General features: G+C 50.1%; 18 protein-coding genes. 6 read left to right on the forward strand and 12 right to left on the reverse strand.

The features are described 5' to 3' along the window. Positions 1-32 precede the first annotated feature (32 nt). Both proP and pmrR read left to right on the forward strand, forming a co-directional pair. Complete coding sequence (gene proP / locus G434_RS07745; protein ID WP_001298520.1) at positions 33-1,535, forward strand: glycine betaine/L-proline transporter ProP; 1,503 nt, start codon at positions 33-35, stop codon at positions 1,533-1,535. A gap of 111 nt (positions 1,536-1,646) precedes the next feature. Further along, positions 1,647-1,736 carry an LpxT activity modulator PmrR gene (gene pmrR / locus G434_RS07740; protein WP_000797657.1) on the forward strand — a complete coding sequence of 30 codons (90 nt, stop codon included), beginning with the start codon at positions 1,647-1,649 and terminating at the stop codon, positions 1,734-1,736. Here pmrR and pmrB read toward each other — a convergent pair. The 7 genes from pmrB to melR all read right to left on the reverse strand — a co-directional run bounded on the left by pmrB (position 1,712) and on the right by melR (position 11,170). Beyond that, positions 1,712-2,812, reverse strand: coding sequence for a two-component system sensor histidine kinase PmrB (gene pmrB / locus G434_RS07735; protein ID WP_001052128.1), 1,101 nt, complete (start codon positions 2,810-2,812; stop codon positions 1,712-1,714). The two genes, pmrR and pmrB, sit on opposite strands and share 25 nt — an antisense overlap. Further along, on the reverse strand, positions 2,813-3,481 hold the full coding sequence (basR, locus tag G434_RS07730) for a two-component system response regulator BasR (protein ID WP_000697915.1): 669 nt from the start codon (positions 3,479-3,481) through the stop codon (positions 2,813-2,815). Then, complete coding sequence (eptA, locus tag G434_RS07725; protein WP_001309144.1) at positions 3,478-5,121, reverse strand: phosphoethanolamine transferase EptA; 1,644 nt, start codon at positions 5,119-5,121, stop codon at positions 3,478-3,480. The genes basR and eptA overlap by 4 nt, the downstream gene beginning before the upstream one ends. Before the next feature lie 103 nt (positions 5,122-5,224). Further along, positions 5,225-6,562: an arginine/agmatine antiporter gene (gene adiC / locus G434_RS07720; protein ID WP_000093154.1), complete on the reverse strand. Its 1,338-nt coding sequence runs from the start codon at positions 6,560-6,562 to the stop codon at positions 5,225-5,227. A gap of 136 nt (positions 6,563-6,698) precedes the next feature. After that, entirely contained in the window at positions 6,699-7,460 is a 762-nt protein-coding gene (gene adiY / locus G434_RS07715; RefSeq protein WP_001217059.1) for a DNA-binding transcriptional activator AdiY, read from the reverse strand. A gap of 335 nt (positions 7,461-7,795) precedes the next feature. Further along, positions 7,796-10,063, reverse strand: a complete 2,268-nt coding sequence (adiA, locus tag G434_RS07710) for an arginine decarboxylase (RefSeq protein ID WP_001308282.1) — start codon at positions 10,061-10,063, stop codon at positions 7,796-7,798. Between the two features lie 198 nt (positions 10,064-10,261). Next, positions 10,262-11,170 carry a transcriptional regulator MelR gene (gene melR / locus G434_RS07705; protein WP_001090758.1) on the reverse strand — a complete coding sequence of 303 codons (909 nt, stop codon included), beginning with the start codon at positions 11,168-11,170 and terminating at the stop codon, positions 10,262-10,264. A 282-nt stretch (positions 11,171-11,452) separates the two neighbouring features. On the opposite strand from melR, the gene melA reads away from it, so the two are divergent. Continuing rightward, positions 11,453-12,808, forward strand: coding sequence for an alpha-galactosidase (gene melA, locus G434_RS07700; RefSeq protein ID WP_000986619.1), 1,356 nt, complete (start codon positions 11,453-11,455; stop codon positions 12,806-12,808). Between the two features lie 102 nt (positions 12,809-12,910). Further along, positions 12,911-14,332, forward strand: a complete 1,422-nt coding sequence (gene melB / locus G434_RS07695; protein WP_000028114.1) for a melibiose:sodium transporter MelB — start codon at positions 12,911-12,913, stop codon at positions 14,330-14,332. 138 nt (positions 14,333-14,470) lie between these two features. Here melB and G434_RS07690 read toward each other — a convergent pair whose 3' ends face one another. The 5 genes from G434_RS07690 to G434_RS07670 form a co-directional block, all read right to left on the reverse strand. Next, the gene (locus tag G434_RS07690; RefSeq protein ID WP_000198772.1) at positions 14,471-15,100 is read right to left on the reverse strand and encodes a DUF2238 domain-containing protein; all 630 of its coding nucleotides are present in this window, start codon (positions 15,098-15,100) and stop codon (positions 14,471-14,473) included. 122 nt (positions 15,101-15,222) lie between these two features. Then, positions 15,223-16,869: a class I fumarate hydratase gene (fumB, locus tag G434_RS07685; protein ID WP_000066687.1), complete on the reverse strand. Its 1,647-nt coding sequence runs from the start codon at positions 16,867-16,869 to the stop codon at positions 15,223-15,225. A gap of 77 nt (positions 16,870-16,946) precedes the next feature. Next, complete coding sequence (dcuB, locus tag G434_RS07680) at positions 16,947-18,287, reverse strand: anaerobic C4-dicarboxylate transporter DcuB (protein WP_000899522.1); 1,341 nt, start codon at positions 18,285-18,287, stop codon at positions 16,947-16,949. A gap of 570 nt (positions 18,288-18,857) precedes the next feature. Next, positions 18,858-19,577 carry a two-component system response regulator DcuR gene (gene dcuR, locus G434_RS07675; RefSeq protein WP_000611288.1) on the reverse strand — a complete coding sequence of 240 codons (720 nt, stop codon included), beginning with the start codon at positions 19,575-19,577 and terminating at the stop codon, positions 18,858-18,860. Next, on the reverse strand, positions 19,574-21,205 hold the full coding sequence (locus tag G434_RS07670) for a sensor histidine kinase (protein WP_001216477.1): 1,632 nt from the start codon (positions 21,203-21,205) through the stop codon (positions 19,574-19,576). Before G434_RS07670 ends, dcuR begins: the two co-directional genes overlap by 4 nt. 180 nt (positions 21,206-21,385) lie before the next feature. Between G434_RS07670 and yjdI the strand changes: the two genes are divergently transcribed. Both yjdI and G434_RS07660 read left to right on the forward strand, forming a co-directional pair. Then, positions 21,386-21,616 (forward strand): 4Fe-4S mono-cluster protein YjdI, encoded by a 231-nt coding sequence (gene yjdI, locus G434_RS07665; RefSeq protein WP_000373291.1) that lies wholly within the window; start codon positions 21,386-21,388, stop codon positions 21,614-21,616. An 11-nt stretch (positions 21,617-21,627) separates the two neighbouring features. Next, positions 21,628-21,900: a GNAT family N-acetyltransferase gene (locus G434_RS07660; protein ID WP_000405647.1), complete on the forward strand. Its 273-nt coding sequence runs from the start codon at positions 21,628-21,630 to the stop codon at positions 21,898-21,900. Positions 21,901-22,041: the final 141 nt, after the last annotated feature.

Genomic DNA, 22,041 nt, shown 5'->3' on the forward strand with positions numbered 1-22,041 from the left:
TGCGGAAATGGGCCAACTCTGCGAGGAAAGCTATGCTGAAAAGGAAAAAAGTAAAACCAATTACCCTTCGTGATGTCACTATTATTGATGACGGTAAACTGCGTAAAGCCATTACCGCAGCATCACTGGGTAATGCAATGGAATGGTTCGATTTTGGTGTTTATGGTTTTGTTGCTTACGCATTAGGTAAAGTTTTTTTCCCGGGGGCTGACCCCAGCGTGCAGATGGTTGCTGCACTTGCCACTTTCTCCGTTCCCTTTCTGATTCGACCGCTTGGTGGACTCTTCTTTGGTATGTTGGGCGATAAATATGGTCGCCAGAAGATCCTCGCTATCACTATTGTGATTATGTCGATCAGTACGTTCTGTATTGGCTTAATACCGTCCTACGACACGATTGGTATTTGGGCACCGATTCTGCTGTTGATCTGTAAGATGGCACAAGGTTTCTCGGTCGGCGGTGAATATACCGGGGCGTCGATATTTGTTGCGGAATACTCCCCTGACCGTAAACGTGGCTTTATGGGCAGCTGGCTGGACTTCGGTTCTATTGCCGGGTTTGTGCTGGGTGCGGGCGTGGTGGTGTTAATTTCGACCATTGTCGGCGAAGCGAACTTCCTCGACTGGGGCTGGCGTATTCCGTTCTTTATTGCTCTGCCGTTAGGGATTATCGGGCTTTACCTGCGCCATGCGCTGGAAGAGACTCCGGCGTTCCAGCAGCATGTTGATAAACTGGAGCAGGGCGACCGCGAAGGTTTGCAGGATGGCCCGAAAGTCTCGTTTAAAGAGATTGCCACTAAATACTGGCGCAGCCTGTTGACATGTATTGGTCTGGTAATTGCCACCAACGTGACTTACTACATGTTGCTGACCTATATGCCGAGTTATTTGTCGCATAACCTGCATTACTCCGAAGACCACGGGGTGCTGATTATTATCGCCATTATGATCGGTATGCTGTTTGTCCAGCCGGTGATGGGCTTGCTGAGTGACCGTTTTGGCCGTCGTCCGTTTGTGCTACTTGGTAGTGTTGCACTGTTTGTGTTGGCGATCCCGGCGTTTATTCTGATTAACAGTAACGTCATCGGCCTGATTTTTGCCGGGTTACTGATGCTGGCGGTGATCCTTAACTGCTTTACGGGCGTTATGGCCTCTACCTTGCCAGCGATGTTCCCGACGCATATCCGTTACAGCGCGCTGGCGGCGGCATTTAATATTTCGGTGCTGGTTGCCGGTCTGACGCCAACGCTGGCGGCCTGGCTGGTCGAAAGCTCGCAGAATTTGATGATGCCTGCCTATTACCTGATGGTAGTGGCGGTGGTTGGTTTAATCACCGGCGTAACCATGAAAGAGACGGCGAATCGTCCGTTGAAAGGTGCGACACCGGCGGCGTCAGATATACAGGAAGCGAAGGAAATTCTCGTCGAGCATTACGATAATATCGAGCAGAAAATCGATGATATTGACCACGAGATTGCCGATTTGCAGGCGAAACGTACTCGCCTGGTGCAGCAACATCCGCGAATTGATGAATAAGCTGAAACGGATGGCCTGATGTGACGCTGTCTTATCAGGCCAATTGAAGTCTTAAGGTTCACTTAATCTCTGACGCGCATACTCTCCTCCAGGTTAACGGAGGAGAGTGCAATGAAAAACCGTGTTTATGAAAGTTTAACTACCGTGTTCAGCGTGCTGGTGGTCAGCAGCTTTCTTTATATCTGGTTTGCCACGTACTGATCTTTCTTCAGCCGTACCCAGGCCCGCGTGCCGGAAGTCTCTTGCCGGTTTTGCAGGAAAAACTGCCCGTGATGCAACTGTGTAATGCGGCTGACAATACTTAACCCCAGACCAATCCCGCCATAACGGCTGTCCATACGTACAAATGCTTTACTCAACTCCCCGCATTTACTCTCATCAATACCCGGTCCTTCATCTTCAACAGCCATGACCGCTCCGCCATCTTCTTGCAGCTTAATCATAATGTTGCTGCCTTGCGGGCTGTAACGATGGGCGTTTTCTACCAGGTTTCGCAATAACATCCGCAGCAGGGTTGCATCACCCTGAACGGTGATGTCGGCGGCGCTCTCTGGCAATAGCAGGGTTTGCTGTCGCTGGTCGAGCATGGTACTGAGTTCGTCATACGAGGGGAGAATGACATCTTCCAGCAGTTTTACATGTTGATAATTACCGGAAGAAAATGACTGTCCGGCACGCGCCAGTTGCAGCAGCTGGGAGACGCTCTCCATCATCTGATCAAGCCGTGCCACTAACGGTGCTACATCAATGTGATGCGTTTTCGCCAGCAGTTCCAGATGCAAACGCACCCCCGCCAGTGGCGTTCGCAGTTCGTGCGCGACGTCAGCGGTAAACAACCTTTCGTTATCCAGCGTGTTGGTCAGGCGACTGACCAGATCGTTTAACGCCGAAACCACCGCTTCGATTTCGAGGGTGGCGCTGTGAATGGCAATGGGCGTTAAGTTGTCGGCGGTGCGCGCTTCCAGCTCTTTTTGCAGCTCCGCCAGCGGGCGGGTGATGCGGCGTACCGCCTGATAGCAGATAAATAGCGTCAGGCTGACCATAAAGACGCCGGGGACGATCAGGCTGGCGACCGCCTCGCGGATCTCACGCATGATGTGGCGATCGTTGTTGCGATTGTCGCGTAGCGCCTGCTCAAACAGCTGAATCTGCTCGGTACTTTCATGCCATAGCCAGAAGACGCTGATCAGCTCAAACACCAACAAAATGGCCCCAATGGTCAATATCAGCCGTTGGCGCAGCGATATTGGTCGGCGCAGAAAACGCATCAGATTCAATTAGTTTTCCTCATTCGCGACCAGCATATAGCCAAATCCGCGCACGGTGCGGATACGGGCTTTGCCCACTTTGTCGCGCAGATTGTGGATATGCACTTCCAGGGTGTTAGTCGAGGGTTCATTGTCCCAGTTATAGATGTCGTTGTAGAGAATTTCCCGATGCACCGGACTGCCTGCTTTGAGCATTAACCGTGACAGCAGAGCATATTCTTTGGGCGTCAGAATCAACTCTTCACCGCCCATCCATACCTGACGGCGACCCATATTCAGCGTCAGATTGCCAACAATCAGCTCACTTTCGCCCTGATTATTATGGCGTCGTAGCAGGGCGCGGATACGGGCGTGTAACTCTTCCAGCGCAAAAGGCTTCACCAGATAGTCATCGGCACCGACATCCAGCCCGGCGATTTTGTCGGTCAGCGTATCGCGAGCGGTGAGGATCAGTACCGGCAGGGTGTATTTTTTCTGCCGGATACGGGCGAGAAAATGCAGTCCATCTTCGTCGGGTAACCCTAAATCCAGTACCACCAGGCTGTAATGACCGGCCTCAAGGCTTTGTTCCGCCATCCGCGCGGTTGTCACGCCATCGCACGCGTAGCCTTCGGTTTGCGCCGCCAGAATCAATCCCTGCAATAACAGCGTATCGTCTTCAACAATCAGAATTTTCATTCACTCACTCTCCTGCAAGTTTGCAGAATATCATCCGCAGCCTGGTAATACTTCGTCTCAACGCCAGTTAATCCCAATAGCGTGGAGAATAAATTATCTTGTGAATAGTGTTGCGTTTGCGCCTGTTTTTGCAGGCAGTTCTGGTCAACCTGATACCGTTTTTGATAATCCTCCGACAGCCACAGCAGCATTGGCACCTGTTTTTGGCTATCCGGGGCGATGGCATAAGGCAGACCGTGCAGATAGATGCCATTTTCACCTAACGATTCACCGTGGTCAGAAAGATAAACCAGGCTGGTGGTAAATTTATCCTGATGTTCTTTCAGCAGATTAATCGCTTTATCAACAATATAGTCGACGTAAACCAGCGTGTTGTCGTAAGTGTTCACCAGTTGCTCTTTGGTACAGGTCTGGATCTCGTTAGTGTCGCAGGTTGGGGTAAATTTCCTGAACTGCGGCGGATAGCGGTTGTAATAGGTCGGACCGTGGCTGCCGATGGTGTGTAAGACAATCACGCCATCACCCTGTAGGTTATTGATGTACTCTTCCAGCCCGTGAAACAGCACTTCGTCATAGCATTCGCCGTTGATGCACTGACCAGGCAGATTCAGCGCGGTGACGTTCTGGTGAGGCACGCGGTCGCAGGCACCTTTACAGCCGCCATCGTTGTCATTCCACAGCACGTTGATGCCCGCTCGCTGAATGATATCCAGCACGCCTTCCTGGTGCTGTGCCAGCTCTTCTTTGTAATGCTCACGCGGCATATCCGAGAACATGCACGGTACTGAAACTGCCGTTGCCGTGCCGCAAGATGCGGTATTAGGGAAATAGACCACGTTATCTTTCGCCAGCCGCGGGTTAGTTTCACGCGGGTAGCCGTTGAGGGAGAAGTTCTCCGCCCGCGAGGTTTCGCCGACAATCAGGATGGTCAAATTTTTACGTGTCTCGTTCTGCATTAATGGATTGCGGTGCGCGTCTTCTCCAATTCGCACCAGCGGCAGATTTGCCAGTCGCTGATGGGAGTACCATGACCAGCTGGCAACAATGCTATTAGAGGGGCTTAAGGACTTCACCAGCTCTTTGTTATTGCGGAACAATGAGGCGTAGTCTTTATAAAACAGTGCGGCGACCAGCAAAATCAGCAGTACAGAAACCAGAATATTGGCTCCACGGAAAAGAACACTGCGCAGGCGCGAGGTGGCTGGTTTGATTTTAATCCAGCAGGCAATCAGCGCAGCAAGCACGCCGCTGAATCCCAGCGTTAATAACATTTGCGGTGTCATCAACGCATAACTTTCTGCCGGAGTGGTATCAATAATATTGGCTATCATCGAGCGGTCGATGACGATGCCGTAAGTCATTATGAAATATTGTGCAGCTGCGCCGACCAGAATAAACAGGCAGGCCAGCGGTCGATTAAGCCATAAGAAAGAGCTTAGTGTCAGGACAATATTAATCACGCTGAAGGCGACGACCGGCATCGACAAGAAAACCAGTACGTTATGCAGCGAGTCCAGCGGCAGCGCCTGCAACACCTGTTTAAAAAAGGCAATATTCAGGCAGATAGAGATATAAAAAGCGGCCAACAATAGCCAGGCGAGTAAATTCAAAGAGGGTCTTTTTAGTAGGCGCTTCAACATCACGGTGTTTCCATCGAACAAAGTGCGCATATGCTCGCAAAGCAAAATTAAGCCAACCTTAAGTTCTTAAGGTTGGCTTTTATGTTTGCTTGATTAAGGGGAATTAATCTTTGCTTATTGGTGCATCTAAGGGATACGGGTTTTTATGCAGCCGGTTGTAATTCAGCGCATACATGGCGGTGATGACCATCAGGGTGACAAATGACCACATAACCTCTTTCGCCCCGGACCCGACCACGGCCCAGATGCAGTAGAGGAAGGCAATGGTAGTAACTGCCAGGTATGCCGGGCGTGCTTTACCAAAGTGACCGTGGCCGAGCAGCAGTAATGCCGCACAGGTGTAAAGATATGGCACCAGTGTAAAGATGACCGAGACGGAAGAAACCAGACCGAACTCTTTGGTCGCGTTTGGCGAAATGCTGCTGAGCTGGAAGATGGTCATCAAAATACCGACGATAATCAGCCCCGCCACTGGTGTGCCCGCTTTATTAACACGGGCAAAAATTGGTGGGAACAGTCCGTCATCGGCAGCGGCTTTCGCCGTTTGACCCGCCAGCAATGTCCAGCCGCCCAGTGAACCTAAGCAACCCGCAGCTGCGCAGAAGGAAACAATGGCCCCGGCGGTGTCACCCAACGCCATCCGTGCGGCATCACCGAATGGCGAGGCAGAAACGCGCAGTGCGGCATTCGGGATCATCCCCATAATCGCGGTGGTGGAGAGCACATAGCAAACGGCGGCAATCAATACCCCACCAATGGTGGCGATAGGGACGTTGCGTTTCGGGTTTTTCACCACACCTGCGGCAACGGAGGCACTTTCCACACCGATGAACGACCACAGCGTAACGTTAAGGGTACTTTGAATTGCACCGAAGGTGCCCAGGCCGCTGACGTTCCATGCCGCCATATAGGTTTCACCACGGAACCAGAACCAGCCAAATACGGCAATCCCGACGATGGGGATCAGCGCCAGCACAGTGGCAACGGCCTGCACGCGGGTGATCATTTTCGGACCGACAATATTCAGCAGGACGAAGATCCACAGCACCACGACGCAGGTGATGGTTAATACCAGTGGATCTTTCAGAATCGGGAAGAAGTAACTTAAATAACCTACGCCAATGACCACCATGGCGATATTGCCGATCCAGCAGGCCAGCCAGTAGAGGACGTTGGTTTGATAACCGAGAAACGGCCCAAAGCAGCGGCGGGCGTAAGCGTAAGAACCACCAGGACTTGGGTCGAGGAACGACATTTTGGCGTATACCATCGAGAGCCCCAGCGCACCGATAATCGTCACCAACCATCCATAAATGGCAATCCCGCCAGTGGAGGCCAGGTTTGCAGGTAACAGAAAAACACCTGACCCCATAATATTCCCCGACACCATCAGGGTAACGGGGATTAAGCCCACTTTGTGAGCATCAGCATCCGAAGACATAATTAAACTCCTGCGAAGGCGAGCTTCGTGACAATAAATTACGTCATATCATACGCCTGCATTCGATAGTTGAATTATTATCGACCGGGTTATCGCTGATGCCGTTATTAATATAGCTCTTCGTTAAGGTTAAAAATCAGGCGACAGTGCGTTCTCTGTGCTGACTAACATAATGCAGTGGCGTCATACCGTAGAAGTCTTTAAAGACAGAAATAAAGTACGACGTACTGTTGTAGCCGCAGGACTGTGATACCTGAGAGATATTTTTACCGTCCATCATTAATTCATTTACGGCATAACGCATGCGGCAGGTGGTGATTATTTGGCTATAACTGGTGTTTTCGCTTTTCAGCTTTTTCTTTAACAGACTCGGGCTAAGACATAAACAACTGGCTACCATACTAAGATTCCAGTCTTTGTGGATATCGCTTTCAATAATTTGATAAACGCTGTCACTTACACAATTACGTAACATATACATCATTAGTGAAAGGAATTTTTTACTGTCGAGAAAACGGGATAGCACAGTGAATAATAATGCACGTGTTCGTTCCTTTTCTGACTCAGTTTCAGCGGGCATCATGCTGTGTTGCGCGGCAACGCGAAAGACGTCTGGCGTCAGGCATGGCAGAGTGAGGATGGGCGTAGCGCTACGTTGCCATACTGGTATTTGCGAGAGATCTTTATTCAGAAACCGGAGGTAATCTTTGATGATGTCGTGACTAATATGAGCAACCAAAGTGTTATTAAGAGAGGAGACGTCGATAATATTATTTTCACAATTTAATAACGCCATATGGTTAGCTTTAAGGCTAATAGGTTCTTTCCCATTCACCCTTATCCAGACATCTTTTTCAGTCAATAAAACAATACAAGGTTGGTCGCTGCAAATCCTCATACATGTACTCCTGAGTGCGAATAAAAGACCAGTTCTCGCTAAAGCGAAGCGATACCGGGAAATGGTTATATAATTGTATGATGAATATAAACATGCATAAAAATAACGAGTTTTACTAATATTACAAATTTTTATAGTAATTTCTCATGTACATATTTTTTTACAGGCTAAAAAAAGGATAAATAACAGGCAAAAAAAAGCGCGGGGTGGGACCGCGCAAAAAGCATGACATTTTTTGTTTGCAGCAATTTTTATGAAAACGTTGCCATACTTAAAAGGCCTCAAGCCAGGCGGCGTAATGTTATTTAACAATTACGCCTTCAGCGGAATAGTGGTTACGCTTTCACACACATAACGTGGTAAATACCGTCAATAATTTCTGTCCCTTCTGTTTCGTGTTCAAACCCAGGGAAATGATGGTCCCAGGATTGCAGCGAGCGTAAATAACTTACTTGCGGACTGTTTTTATCGCCGAAGTTTTCACCAGACAGCAGCATCGGGATTCCTGGCGGATACGGGATAACTGAGTTTGCCGCGATGCGTCCTGGCAGATTTTCAATGGATACCAGTTCGACATTGTTGTCGACAATCGCGTTGTACGCTTCACGTGGGGTGATTTCCGCCACCGGCAGGCCGGAATAGGCTTCGTTCAACCGTGCGCCAGGGTTGTTTTCTTTCAGCCAGGCAAACATGGTGTCACCCAGATCGTGAATCCCCATGTTCGCGTAAGTGTCAGGATATTGTTCAACAAGTTCCGGCATCACCTGCGCCAGCGGGGTGTTGGCGTCATAGTGGCGTTTGAAGGAGCAAAGGGTGTTAACCAGAGTCCCCCATTTCCCACGGGTCACGCCCATAGAGAACAGGAACATAATCTGGAAGTCAGTGGTACGGGTAGGCACAATGCCGTGGCGACCAAGCCAGGCTGTGACCAGCGCCGCCGGAACACCGGTTTCTTCCAGTTCACCATCTTCACCCATTCCCGGAGCAAGGATGCTGACTTTAATCGGGTCGAGCATACTCCAGTTATCCGGAATATCTTTGAAGCCGTGCCAGCTTTCGCCCGGATGCATGACCCAGCAGTCCTGAACGGTGGTCAGCAGTTTGGTTGGTGCGTCAGCAAAGTCATAGGTTTTGCCGGTTTGTGGGTCGGTGACGACTTCTTTGTTCCACGGTTTGAAGAACCAGCTACCGTCAGCGGTGAACTCTTTATACAGCCGCGCCATCGCCTGACGGAAATCAACCGCTTCGTCGATCACTTCCTGCGTCAGTGACAGGCCGCTGTTGCCGTCCATCATGGACACCGCCACGTCGTTGGATGCGCAGATGGCATACAGCGGGGAGGTGGTGGCATGCATCATGTAGGCCTGGTTGAAGCGGGAGAAGTTAATCGCCCCACGACCTTCACGTACATGAATATAAGAGGCCTGTGACAGCGCATTCAGCAGTTTGTGGGTGGAGTGGGTGGCGAAAACGGTAGGACCGTTGTGATCGCCAGGTTCGCCGCGCATGGCATAGTGATCGGCATAGATCGGGTTGAAACGTGCATAGCCGTACCAGGCTTCGTCAAAGTGCAGACGATCGGAGGTTTTTTCCAGCAGATCCTGCGCTTCTTTAGCGTTATAACACACGCCGTCATAGGTGCAGTTGGTCACCACGCAGTAAGACGGTTTTTGCCCGGCTTTGTCTTTAGTCAGCGGGCTTTCACTGATTTTCTTCTGCAAGGTTTCAGGTTGCATTTCCTGCGGATAGATTGGCCCGATAATGCCGTAGCGGTTGCGGCTTGGCACCATGTAGACCGGTTTCGCGCCTGTCAGCATCAAGCCTTGTTCGATGGATTTATGGCAGTTACGGTCAACGACCACGACATCGTTATCGGTCATGCAAGCCTGCATGATGGTGCGGTTAGAGCCGGAAGTACCGACGACTACCGACCAGGAGCGATCGGCACCAAATACGCGTGCGGCATATTTTTCGCTTTCGCCAAATGCGCCAGTATGGTCAAGCAAAGAACCGAGGGAAGTGCGTTCGATGCCCATGTCGGTGCGGAACAGATTTTCACCATAGTAGTCATGGTAGAAACGTCCGGCGGGTGTTTTAGTAAAACCAACGCCGCCCTGGTGGCCAGGTGCTGCCCAGGAATATTCATGGATGTCGCTATATTTCATCAGCGCGCTGAACAGTGGCGGCAACAGCTGCTGGCGGTAGCGGGTCATCGCGGCAACGGCGCGTCCGGCGATAAAGTCGGCGGTATCTTCCAGAATCCAGGCGAATTCATCGACAAGCTCCAGCAGATCCCGGTCCATTGCGGCGAGGGCTTTTTCCCGATCGCCCAACAGGAAGACCGGCACGTTTTGTTGGCGCTCATGAAGCTTACCGATCAATTGTCTGACGTTTTGATGTTCGTCCGGATGTTCCATTTGATAGCTGAACATCAGGCAGTCAATGGCTTCGTTTGAAGAGAGAATGGCAAAACCATCATCAAAGGAGGTGGATTTAATCACGGTAACATTTTGCTGGCTTAAAGCATCTGCCAGACGCTCAACGGCGTTACCGACCCAGGTGTCTTGATGGAGAAACTCGCTTTCAACAATTAATACTTTCATCATTGCTTACCCGGTTATGAAGGAATCTTCGTTGCGGGCAAGTATCTTCCGGCCTTTTCGGGCTGTAAAGCGCGTGAAAAACAAACATTTTTGAAATGTTTATTTTTATAAACAATACGTTATGTGATTATTTTAAATTATTTTCACTGCTTATTATCGACGGCTAAACTATTTTTTTGGCTGATACTGATATCGTCTTTAGCCGGGAAACGTCTGGCGGCGCTGTTGGCTAAGTTTGCGGTATTGTTGCGGTGACATGCCGACATATTTGCCGAAAGTGCTGTAAAAACGGCTACTCGAACGAAAGCCTGCCGTCAGGGCAATATCGAGAATACTTTTATCGGTATCGCTCAGTAACGCGCGAACGTGGTTGATGCGCATCGCGGTTATGTACTGTTTCATCGTCAATTGCATGACCCGCTGGAATATCCCCATTGCATAGTTGGCGTTAAGTTTGACGTGCTCAGCCACATCGTTGATGGTCAGCGCCTGATCATAGTTTTCGGCAATAAAGCCCAGCATCTGGCTAACATAAAATTGCGCATGGCGCGAGACGCTGTTTTTGTGTGTGCGCGAGGTTTTATTGACCAGAATCGGTTCCCAGCCAGAGAGGCTAAATCGCTTGAGCATCAGGCCAATTTCATCAATGGCGAGCTGGCGAATTTGCTCGTTCGGACTGTTCAATTCCTGCTGCCAGCGGCGCACTTCAAACGGGCTAAGTTGCTGTGTCGCCAGTGATTTGATCACCATACCGTGAGTGACGTGGTTAATCAGGTCTTTATCCAGCGGCCAGGAGAGAAACAGATGCATCGGCAGATTAAAAATCGCCATGCTCTGACAGGTTCCGGTATCTGTTAGTTGGTGCGGTGTACAGGCCCAGAACAGCGTGATATGACCCTGATTGATATTCACTTTTTCATTGTTGATCAGGTATTCCACATCGCCATCGAAAGGCACATTCACTTCGACCTGGCCATGCCAGTGGCTGGTGGGCATGATATGCGGTGCGCGAAACTCAATCTCCATCCGCTGGTATTCCGAATACAGCGACAGCGGGCTGCGGGTCTGTTTTTCGTCGCTGCTGCACATAAACGTATCTGTATTCATGGATGGCTCTCTTTCCTGGAATATCAGAATTATGGCAGGAGTGAGGGAGGATGACTGCGAGTGGGAGCACGGTTTTCACCCTCTTCCCACAGCGGCGAGGGGAGCGTCCGAGCATCATGAGGCCGAAAACTCTGCTTTTCAGGTAATTTATTCCCATAAACTCAGATTTATTGATGCTTCACGTAGGATCTGAGTTTATGGGAATGCTCAACCTGGAAGCCGGAGGTTTTCTGCAGATTCGCCTGCCATGATGAAGTTATTCAAGCAAGCCAGGAGATCTGCATGATGTCTGCACCCAAAATTACATTTATCGGCGCTGGTTCGACGATTTTCGTTAAAAATATTCTTGGTGATGTGTTCCATCGCGAGGCGCTGAAAACGGCGCATATTGCCCTGATGGACATTGATCCCACCCGCCTGGAAGAGTCGCATATTGTGGTGCGCAAGCTGATGGATTCAGCAGGGGCCAGCGGCAAAATCACCTGCCACACCCAACAGAAAGAAGCCTTACAGGATGCCGATTTTGTCGTGGTGGCATTTCAGATTGGCGGTTATGAACCTTGCACGGTGACTGATTTCGAGGTCTGTAAGCGGCATGGTCTGGAACAAACCATTGCCGATACGTTGGGGCCGGGCGGTATTATGCGCGCGCTACGTACCATTCCGCATCTGTGGCAAATTTGCGAGGACATGACGGAAGTCTGCCCCGATGCCACCATGCTCAACTACGTTAACCCAATGGCGATGAATACCTGGGCGATGTATGCCCGCTATCCGCATATCAAACAGGTAGGGCTGTGCCATTCGGTGCAGGGAACGGCGGAAGAGCTGGCGCGTGACCTCAATATCGACCCGGCTACGCTGCGTTACCGTTGCGCAGGTATCAACCATATGGCGTTTTACCTGGAACTGGAGCGCAAAACCGCCGACGGCAGTTACGTGAATCTCTACCCGGAACTGCTGGCGGCTTATGAAGCAGGGCAGGCACCGAAGCCGAATATTCATGGCAATACTCGCTGCCAGAATATTGTGCGCTATGAAATGTTCAAAAAGCTGGGCTACTTCGTCACGGAATCGTCAGAACATTTTGCTGAGTACACACCGTGGTTTATTAAGCCAGGTCGTGAGGATTTGATTGAGCGTTATAAAGTACCGCTGGATGAGTACCCGAAACGCTGCGTCGAGCAGTTGGCGAACTGGCATAAAGAGCTGGAGGAGTATAAAAACGCCTCCCGGATTGATATTAAACCGTCACGGGAATATGCCAGCACAATCATGAACGCTATCTGGACTGGCGAGCCGAGTGTGATTTACGGCAACGTCCGTAACGATGATTTGATTGATAACCTGCCACAAGGATGTTGCGTGGAAGTAGCCTGTCTGGTTGATGCTAATGGCATTCAGCCGACCAAAGTCGGTACGCTACCTTCGCATCTGGCCGCTCTGATGCAAACCAACATCAACGTACAGACGCTGCTGACCGAAGCCATTCTTACGGAAAACCGCGACCGTGTTTACCACGCCGCGATGATGGACCCGCATACTGCCGCCGTGCTGGGCATTGACGAAATATATGCTCTTGTTGACGACCTGATTGCCGCCCACGGCGACTGGCTGCCAGGCTGGTTGCACCGTTAAAACGCGACTAAACGCTACTGCGCCGGGGGATTTATTCCGGCGCACACCTCTGACGATACCAATAACAGAAGGCGGGCGTTGGTAACAACGACCCGATACCCTATGAGCATTTCAATGACTACAAAACTCAGTTATGGATTTGGAGCGTTCGGGAAGGATTTTGCGATCGGCATTGTGTATATGTACCTCATGTATTACTACACCGATGTCGTCGGGCTGTCTGTGGGTTTGGTCGGTACTTTGTTTCTGGTGGCGAGGATCTGGGATGCTATTAACGATCCGATTATGGGATGGATTGTAAATGCTACGCGATCGCGATGGGGTAAGTTCAAACCCTGGATCCTGATCGGTACGTTGGCAAACTCTGTAATCTTATTTCTCCTCTTTAGTGCGCATCTGTTTGAAGGTACTACTCAGATTGTCTTTGTTTGCGTGACCTACATCCTCTGGGGCATGACTTACACCATTATGGATATTCCCTTCTGGTCGCTGGTTCCAACCATAACGCTCGATAAACGTGAGCGCGAACAACTGGTTCCTTATCCGCGTTTTTTTGCCAGTCTGGCGGGCTTTGTTACGGCAGGTGTGACGCTACCATTTGTTAATTATGTCGGCGGTGGCGATCGGGGATTTGGCTTTCAGATGTTCACTCTGGTACTGATCGCCTTTTTTATTGTTTCAACCATCATCACTCTGCGCAATGTGCATGAAGTCTTTTCGTCAGACAATCAACCGTCTGCTGAAGGAAGCCATCTGACACTTAAAGCCATCGTTGCGCTTATTTATAAAAACGATCAGCTTTCATGCCTCTTGGGTATGGCTCTTGCTTATAATGTAGCCAGCAATATTATTACCGGCTTTGCTATCTATTATTTCTCATATGTTATCGGTGATGCGGATTTGTTCCCCTATTATCTGTCGTATGCGGGAGCTGCTAACCTGGTGACGTTAGTATTCTTCCCACGCTTAGTTAAATCATTATCCCGACGCATTTTATGGGCCGGAGCATCTATTCTTCCGGTGTTAAGCTGTGGTGTTCTCCTGTTAATGGCATTAATGAGCTATCACAACGTCGTCCTCATTGTGATTGCGGGTATCTTGCTGAATGTGGGAACGGCGCTTTTCTGGGTATTACAGGTCATCATGGTGGCAGATACCGTTGATTACGGTGAATATAAACTGCACGTACGCTGTGAAAGCATCGCTTACTCCGTGCAGACTATGGTGGTGAAGGGCGGTTCAGCCTTTGCGGCTTTTTTCATTGCGGTTGTGTTAGGGATGATTGGCTATGTACCGAATGTTGAACAGTCTACGCAAGCCCTATTAGGTATGCAGTTTATTATGATTGCTCTACCGACTCTGTTTTTCATGGTAACGCTGATTCTCTACTTCCGTTTCTATCGCCTCAATGGTGACACGCTGCGCAGGATCCAGATCCATCTGCTGGATAAATATCGCAAAGTACCGCCCGAGCCTGTTCATGCTGATATTCCGGTCGGTGCAGTGAGTGATGTGAAAGCCTGACGTGGACAATAGCTAACGAAAATGGCCTGATGCGATATGTTTATCAGGCCATGTCTTAATGTAATGCTTTGGATTTGCAAATTTTGTAGACCGGATAAGGAATTCACGCCGCATCCGGCGTCAACAAAGCGCACGTTGTTATCCGGTTATCAAGCCAAAGCGCCGTAGCTGGCGGCAATGAAAGCGAGCGAGAAATATCACCGTCGTTAATGCGCCAAGCAGCGCGCAGAACATATCGGATTGCGTGTCCCACTGGTCGCCCTGGGTGCCGAGAAAATCATCCGCTCCCTGGCCCATTGCCAGCGCCGCCCACCACTCGATTAATTCATACATCGCGCTTATCGCCAGCGCCACGCAGCAGACCAGAAACGCCACCATCTTATGTCCGCGAACGTACATCCCGCGCACAAGGATCTCTCGTGCCACCAGTGCAGGCACCAGCCCCTGGAAAAAATGCCCCAGTTTGTCATACGGATTACGGCTCAACCCCAGCCATTCCTGCACCTCAAAACCAACGGGGACTTTCGCGTAGGTGTATTGTCCGCCGACCATCAGGATGATGGCGTGAAAGAAAATGAGCGTATAGAGCAGCGGCGTTAACGGATAACGTCTGGCGGTGGCAAGCAGTAGCGGCACGACAATAATCACCGGTGTCACTTCCATCAGCCAGGTGAGTTTGTCATGGGCCGAAATGCCGGTATAAATCAGGATTAACGTTAGCGTCAGTGCGCTGGTGTTAAGAATTAACGGCTTGAGTGTGCGGGTCATGGTGAGTTCGCAAGTCAGGGAAAATACTGACTATTCACCAGCAAGCGTGAAATTACAATCGCAAAAGAGGTGGCCCAGGGGGATCACCTGGCAGCATGCTGCCAGGCGCTGGGCCGAAGAGGTTACTTAGTGCAGTTCGCGCACTGTTTGTTGACGATTTGCTGGAAGAAGTCGTTGCCTTTGTCATCGACCAGGATAAACGCCGGGAAATCTTCTACTTCGATTTTCCAGATAGCTTCCATACCCAGCTCCGGATAAGCGACGCATTCCAGATGCTTGATGCTCTGCTGCGCCAGTACCGCCGCCGGACCGCCGATGCTACCGAGGTAGAAGCCGCCGTGTTTATGACACGCGTCGGTAACCTGCTGACTGCGGTTACCTTTCGCCAGCATGATCATGCTGCCGCCGTGGGATTGCAGCAGATCCACGTAGGAGTCCATACGACCTGCGGTGGTTGGGCCAAGTGAACCTGATGGATAACCGGCAGGGGTTTTCGCCGGACCCGCGTAGTAGATCGGGTGATCTTTGATGTACTGCGGCAGTTCTTTACCGGCGTCAATCAGCTCTTTCAGCTTGGCGTGTGCAATATCTCGGCCCACGATAATGGTGCCGGTGAGCGACAAACGAGTGGATACCGGATATTGCGAAAGCTGGGCGAGGATCTCTTTCATCGGGCGGTTAAGGTCGACCTTCACCGCTTCGCCTTCACCGGCCTGGCGCAGTTCTTGTGGAATGTACTGGCCTGGATTGCGTTCCAGTTTTTCGATCCAGATACCTTCGCGGTTGATTTTCGCTTTAATGTTACGGTCAGCGGAGCAGGAGACGCCCATGCCTACCGGGCAGGATGCGCCGTGACGTGGCAGACGGATAACGCGAATGTCGTGCGCGAAGTATTTACCACCAAACTGCGCGCCAAGACCGAGTTTCTGGGCCTCTTCCAGCAGTTCCTGTTCCAGCTGGACATCGCGGAACGCCTGACCATGTTCGTTCCCTTCCGTCGGCAGTTCATCATAATAGTGAGCGCTTGCTAACTTGACGGTTTTCAGGTTGGTTTCCGCAGACGTACCGCCAATCACAAACGCGATATGGTACGGCGGGCAGGCTGCCGTACCGAGGGTACGCATTTTCTCAACGAGGAAGTTTTTCAGTTTGCCGGGAGTCAGCAGGGCTTTGGTTTCCTGGTAGAGATAGGTTTTGTTGGCAGAGCCGCCGCCTTTAGCAACACAGAGGAATTTGTACTCATCGCCATCTACCGCGTACAGGTCGATTTGCGCAGGCAGGTTAGTGCCGGTGTTGACCTCTTTGTACATGTCCAGCGCCGCGTTTTGCGAGTAGCGCAGGTTATCCTCGATATAGGTGTTATAGACGCCTTTCGACAGCGCTTCTTCATCACCGCCACCGGTCCACACGCGCTGGCCTTTTTTACCGACGATGATCGCGGTGCCGGTATCCTGGCAGGTCGGCAGCACGCCTTTGGCGGCGATTTCGGAGTTTCTTAAGAATTGCAGCGCCACGTACTTGTCGTTTTCGCTGGCTTCTGGATCGTGAAGAATAGCCGCAACCTGTTTCTGGTGTGCCGGACGGAGCATGAAAGAAGCGTCGTGAAAGGCTTGCTGCGCCAGCAGGGTCAGGGCTTCTGGTTCCACTTTCAGAATGGTTTCGCCGTCGAAGTCGGCAACGCTAACGTAATCGGAAGTGAGTAGATAGTATTCGGTATTGTCTTTCCCCATCGGGAAAGGTGCCTGGTAGATAAAGGGTTTGTTTGACATAGCTTCCAGCCTGTAACTCTGTATTTGTTATTCGAAAATGGCGTGCCGCGTAGTCACGGGCGGCACGCAAAGTGCATTTATAAGAACCCGTACATCGCGGCGAAGATCCAGCCGAAGACGCACGATACGCTCACACCAATCAACCCCGGCAGAATAAAGCTGTGGTTGATGACGAAGCGACCGATGTGGGTGGTGCCGGAACGGTCAAACTGAATCGCTGCCAGATCGCTCGGATAAGTCGGCAGGATGTAATAACCGTAGCAAGCCGGTGCTGAAGCCACGATGTATGCTGGATCAACGCCGATCGCCAGCGCGACCGGAACAATCGCCGCCAGCGCCGCAGCCTGAGAGTTTACAAACTTAGAAACCAGCAGCAGAACAATGGCATAGGCCCACGGATACTCTTTCACCATTTCACCCAGTACGCCCTGAATTTCAGACATATGCGCACCGAACATGGTTTCTGCCATCCATGCGATACCGTACACCGCCACGATGGCGATCATACCGGAACGGAAGACTTCGTTTTTTGAGATAGACGCGGGATTGGTTTTGGTCAGGATAATAATCAGCGCCCCGGTAAGCAGCATAAACATCTGAATAACCAGTACCATCGACAGCGGTTTGCCACCGAAGGATGGACGCAGGTCCGAATCAGCACCAAGAAGTGCGACTACAGCGATTGCCCCGAGGAAGATCCACATTGCAAGCCAGTTGCTTTTCGGCAGTTTTTTATCGAGCAGCGTCGCGGTATCACCGTAAACATACTCACGGTTTTCCGGTACGGAGATGAATTTCTGGAACTCTTCGTCTTTATCCAGATCTTTACCGCGGAACCAGCTGAAGATACCGATCGCCAGGATACCGATTAACGTCGATGGAATGGTGATTGCCAGCAGGTCGAGGAACTCAAGATGGCGACCATCAAAGGTGACATTACCCAGCATTGCAACCAGAGACACGACCGCAACCGACACCGGACTGGCGATAATCCCCATCTGTGCACCGATAGAACTTGCCGCCATCGGGCGTTCCGGACGGATGTTGTTCTTAATGGCGACGTCGTAGATGATCGGCAGAATGGTGTAAACCACATGACCCGTACCGCAAAGAATGGTCAGCGTACAGGTCACAAACGGCGCGACAATTGAGACATATTTCGGGTTGCGGCGCAGCAGCTTCTCGGCAATTTGCAGCATGACATCAAGACCGCCCGAAGCTTGCAAGGTCGCCGATGCCGCCACCACCGCAATGATAACCAGCATGACATCAACCGGTGGTTTACCTGGCTGAAGGTGGAAGACGAAGACCAGAATGACCAGACCGATACCGCCTAATAAACCCAGCGCGATACCACCCTTTCTGGCACCATAAAACAGACATATCAGTATTATGATAAGTTGGATAGTAAATAACATGTGTGAACCCTCGCGATAATCCTATTTAAATTTTTGCTGAATAGATCACAGTCACGTTCTGTTTTGTATGAACTGTTTTCAGAGCCTGACTAAATATCCGTTTGGTCGTTACCGGCTTTAGCAAATACCTCACAGTGAATATTGGCTGATTAAAGCAGCGGCAAATTTATGCACTGTGATAAGCGGCTTTTTCAGAGAGAAAAACTCTCTGGCGATGGGTTTATAGTTTGTACTGCGCAGATGTTAATGTTTTGTTTGCTGTTATCTTATTGATATTTATCGGTCTATTTTTTGTTCTCAGGGCAGATATCATTAGGTTTATAGATTAATCTGATCTACCCATTTGTGGGTAAAAATACACATAATGCGGGTGACATAATAGTTAATTAACTTTTGTTAGCGTTTTGAAATTAAAAACACCGTTCATCTGAAGAGATATTAATTTTTAACGATGATGGAGGGATAATTATATTTGATCTGGCACAAGTTTTACTGATGAAGAATGTAACTTGTGCCAGGGGTATTTTGCATTACGGTAATAATTATTACTTACAGATAACCAGCGATCCGTTATTGGCAATATTGTTTCAGCAGTGAGTAGTGTTCTGCCTGAATACGGTAACGGTAAACCGGACGCCCTGTGACGCCATAATGGATACTGGTGAACAAGATGTGGCAGTTGACCAGCCAGATGAGGTATTTTCGGCAGGAAACACGCGAGATGTTAACCTCGTTAGCCAGCTCGTCGGTTGAAAACTCATAGTCCTGATGCGCGTCAATCCACTGGCACAGCGTGCGTAACGTCTGCGGCGTTAAGCCTTTTGGCAAGCGACGAGGATCCTGCTCGTTGGAGCTGCTGCCGTGGATTAGCTGATCAAGCTCGGCCTGGTCATAATACTGATGTTTTTCCAGCGCCATTTTCTTTTGCCGCCAGCCGGTGAGCGCCTCTTCAAAGCGGGAAGCCTGGAAGGGTTTGATCAGGTAATCCACAACACCGTAATGCAGGGAATCTTTAATGGTTGCCGCATCGGCTGCGGAGGAGATGACAATCACATCACTTTTGCAACGCGCGTTATGCAGGACAGGCAGTAAATCGAGCCCGTTCTCTTTTTGCATATAGATATCGAGCAATATCAGGTCGATAGGCGTATCGCTATTGAAGATAATCTCTTTGGCTTTCTCCAGCGTCGAGGCTGTTCCACAGCATTGAAAGCCTGGGATTTGTGCTACGTATCGGCGATTCAGCTCCGCGACCATTGCGTCGTCATCGATAATTAATACATTGATCATCTGTTCGACCTCTCCCCGTCCCAGGGTATCTGGACAAAAAATTGTGTGAAAATCCCGGGTTCCGATTCCACGGCGATGCTGCCGCCGAGATTTTCTACCTGTTGTTTGACAAGTGCTAAACCGACGCCTCGCTCGCTTCCTTTTGTCGAGACACCTTTGTCAAAAATGTGATCGATTTTGTCGGGTGCGATCCCCGGTCCATCATCGTTAACTTCACAGTGCAGCCAGCCGTGACGGTAGTGCAATGTTACGCTAATTTCGCCTCCGGGTTCCGGCCCTAATGCTTCCAGCGCGTTTTCTATCAGATTTCCCAATGTGGTAATCAGCGTCGCGACCTGGTCCTCACTGCCGCTGTCTGGCAGTTGGCTTTCACTGTTTAAAATCAGCGTATGGCCTAAATCGGTCGCGCGGTTAATCTTGCTGATTAAAAAACCAGCGATAACCGGAGATTTGATCTTACCCAGCAGAGAGCCAATCTCTTCCTGATAGTTATTGGCTGTTTTGAGAATGTAATCTTCCAACTGCTTATAACTCTTCAGATGCAATAATCCGAGAATCACATGCAATTTATTCATAAATTCGTGGGATCGTTCACGAAGTGCGTCAGCATAGTTGACCAGACCGTCGAGTCGCTGCATCAGTTTACGTACTTCAGTTTTGTCTCTGAAGGTTGAAATGGCACCGATGATAACGCCATTACTGCGCACCGGAACGGTGTTGATCAGTAATAGCCGGTCTTTAATCGTAATCTCTTCGTCGCGGCGCGGCGTACCGTCGCGTAACACTTCCGAGACATCTACTACCTGTGACCACGAGTGGCTTAGCGTCGACAGCTTCTCATCGTCCTGCGACTTACGGTAATTCAGCAATTCTTGTGCGGCATCGTTGATCAGCGTGACTTCACCGCGATCGTCCACGGCAACGACGCCTTCTTTGATGGACTGCAACATGGCCTGGCGCTGCTCAAACAGCGTGGAGATTTCGTAGGGTTCCAGGCCAAAAAGAATTTTTTTCAGTACTTTAACCAGAATGCAGGTGCCAATCAGTCCGACCAGCATGCCAAATAATACCGACCAGATAATGCTCCAGCGACTGTCATTGATCTGTTGGGTCACGCGGCTTAACTCAAGGCCGATCGCCACCACGCCAATTTGCTTATGATTTTCATCGTAGATGGGGGTAAATACGCGTAAAGCCTGCGCCAGAAAACCGCGATTGATAGCGACATTTTCTTCGCCATTCAGCGCTTTAAGGATGTCATCACCTTTAAATGGCTGACCAATACGCTGGGCTTCAGGATGCGAGTAGCGAAGACTTTGCATATCGGTAACGACAATAAACAGCAGATCGTTGCGTTTGCGCACGGCTTCCGCGATGGCCTGGATGCCGCTCTCCTGCGGTTTTTTCTGCAAGCCCTGACGGATTTCCGGCGAGTCGGCGAGGGTACGCGCCACCGCCAGTGCCTTGTTGGCTAGCCCGTCTCGCGTCATATCACTGATTTGCGAGAAGTAAATCAGATGCACCACCAATAGCACCGAGAACAGTACCGCGCTGACCATTAAGATCACAGTGGTACTCAATTTCATCGGACGTTTGCGTAACATGCGGTAGGGCAATGAATGTCTCATCAGCTTCCTTGTGTGACAAATTTCTTAAGCATTATCTCTGATGAGGCGGGTAATTCAAAGGGAGTAAGAATGATTGGCTATATAGGGGAAGAGATTCTGGCAACGGAAACTGCCAGTGCTGTATGAAGATTCCAGGGCTATGCTTATAGTGAAAACCATACTGATGAGAGAGGGAAGGTCATGGATCGGGCGCTACTGGACGGGGGTTATCGCTGTTATACCGGCGAAAAGATCGATGTCTATTTCAATACTGCGATATGTCAGCATTCTGGCAATTGCGTACGTGGCAACGGCAAGTTATTTAATCTCAAACGTAAGCCGTGGATCATGCCGGATGAAGTCGACGTCGCCACTGTGGTGAAAGTGATTGATACGTGCCCGAGTGGCGCGCTGAAATACCGTCATAAATAAGCGAGGGTAAAATGGAAATACGCGAAGGCCACAATAAATTTTACATTAATGACGAACAGGGCAAGCAAATCGCTGAAATTGTCTTTGTGCCGACCGGAGAGAATTTAGCGATTATCGAACATACCGATGTCGATGAAAGCCTGAAAGGGCAAGGGATTGGTAAACAGCTGGTTGCGAAAGTCGTGGAAAAAATGCGTCGGGAAAAACGAAAAATTATCCCATTATGTCCATTTGCGAAACACGAATTTGATAAAACGCGGGAGTATGATGATATTCGCAGTTGATGGGAGAGTACAGAGTCACGATATTTTTCATGCTCTCCGCGGGGTGATGCAGGAGAGCATCTGAAGGGTAGGGGGATGCACAAAGAATGGTCAGAGAGCGCGTTTTTTTGTCCCAAGTCATCCCCTTTACTGAGCAAAAAA

The sequence above is a fragment of the Escherichia sp. KTE172 genome (assembly GCF_000408845.1).
GTDB classification, from domain to species: Bacteria; Pseudomonadota; Gammaproteobacteria; order Enterobacterales; family Enterobacteriaceae; genus Escherichia; species Escherichia coli.

Excerpts from the sequence above, each read along its gene's own strand:
- proP (WP_001298520.1), top strand. The coding sequence starts at position 33 with ATGCTGAAAAGGAAAAAAGTAAAACCAATTACCCTTCGTGATGTCACT.
- pmrR (WP_000797657.1), top strand. The coding sequence starts at position 1,647 with ATGAAAAACCGTGTTTATGAAAGTTTAACTACCGTGTTCAGCGTGCTG.
- basR (WP_000697915.1), bottom strand. The coding sequence starts at position 3,481 with ATGAAAATTCTGATTGTTGAAGACGATACGCTGTTATTGCAGGGATTG.
- eptA (WP_001309144.1), bottom strand. The coding sequence starts at position 5,121 with ATGTTGAAGCGCCTACTAAAAAGACCCTCTTTGAATTTACTCGCCTGG.
- adiC (WP_000093154.1), bottom strand. The coding sequence starts at position 6,562 with ATGTCTTCGGATGCTGATGCTCACAAAGTGGGCTTAATCCCCGTTACC.
- adiY (WP_001217059.1), bottom strand. The coding sequence starts at position 7,460 with ATGAGGATTTGCAGCGACCAACCTTGTATTGTTTTATTGACTGAAAAA.
- adiA (WP_001308282.1), bottom strand. The coding sequence starts at position 10,063 with ATGAAAGTATTAATTGTTGAAAGCGAGTTTCTCCATCAAGACACCTGG.
- melR (WP_001090758.1), bottom strand. The coding sequence starts at position 11,170 with ATGAATACAGATACGTTTATGTGCAGCAGCGACGAAAAACAGACCCGC.
- melA (WP_000986619.1), top strand. The coding sequence starts at position 11,453 with ATGATGTCTGCACCCAAAATTACATTTATCGGCGCTGGTTCGACGATT.
- melB (WP_000028114.1), top strand. The coding sequence starts at position 12,911 with ATGAGCATTTCAATGACTACAAAACTCAGTTATGGATTTGGAGCGTTC.
- G434_RS07690 (WP_000198772.1), bottom strand. The coding sequence starts at position 15,100 with ATGACCCGCACACTCAAGCCGTTAATTCTTAACACCAGCGCACTGACG.
- fumB (WP_000066687.1), bottom strand. The coding sequence starts at position 16,869 with ATGTCAAACAAACCCTTTATCTACCAGGCACCTTTCCCGATGGGGAAA.
- dcuB (WP_000899522.1), bottom strand. The coding sequence starts at position 18,287 with ATGTTATTTACTATCCAACTTATCATAATACTGATATGTCTGTTTTAT.
- dcuR (WP_000611288.1), bottom strand. The coding sequence starts at position 19,577 with ATGATCAATGTATTAATTATCGATGACGACGCAATGGTCGCGGAGCTG.
- G434_RS07670 (WP_001216477.1), bottom strand. The coding sequence starts at position 21,205 with ATGAGACATTCATTGCCCTACCGCATGTTACGCAAACGTCCGATGAAA.
- yjdI (WP_000373291.1), top strand. The coding sequence starts at position 21,386 with ATGGATCGGGCGCTACTGGACGGGGGTTATCGCTGTTATACCGGCGAA.
- G434_RS07660 (WP_000405647.1), top strand. The coding sequence starts at position 21,628 with ATGGAAATACGCGAAGGCCACAATAAATTTTACATTAATGACGAACAG.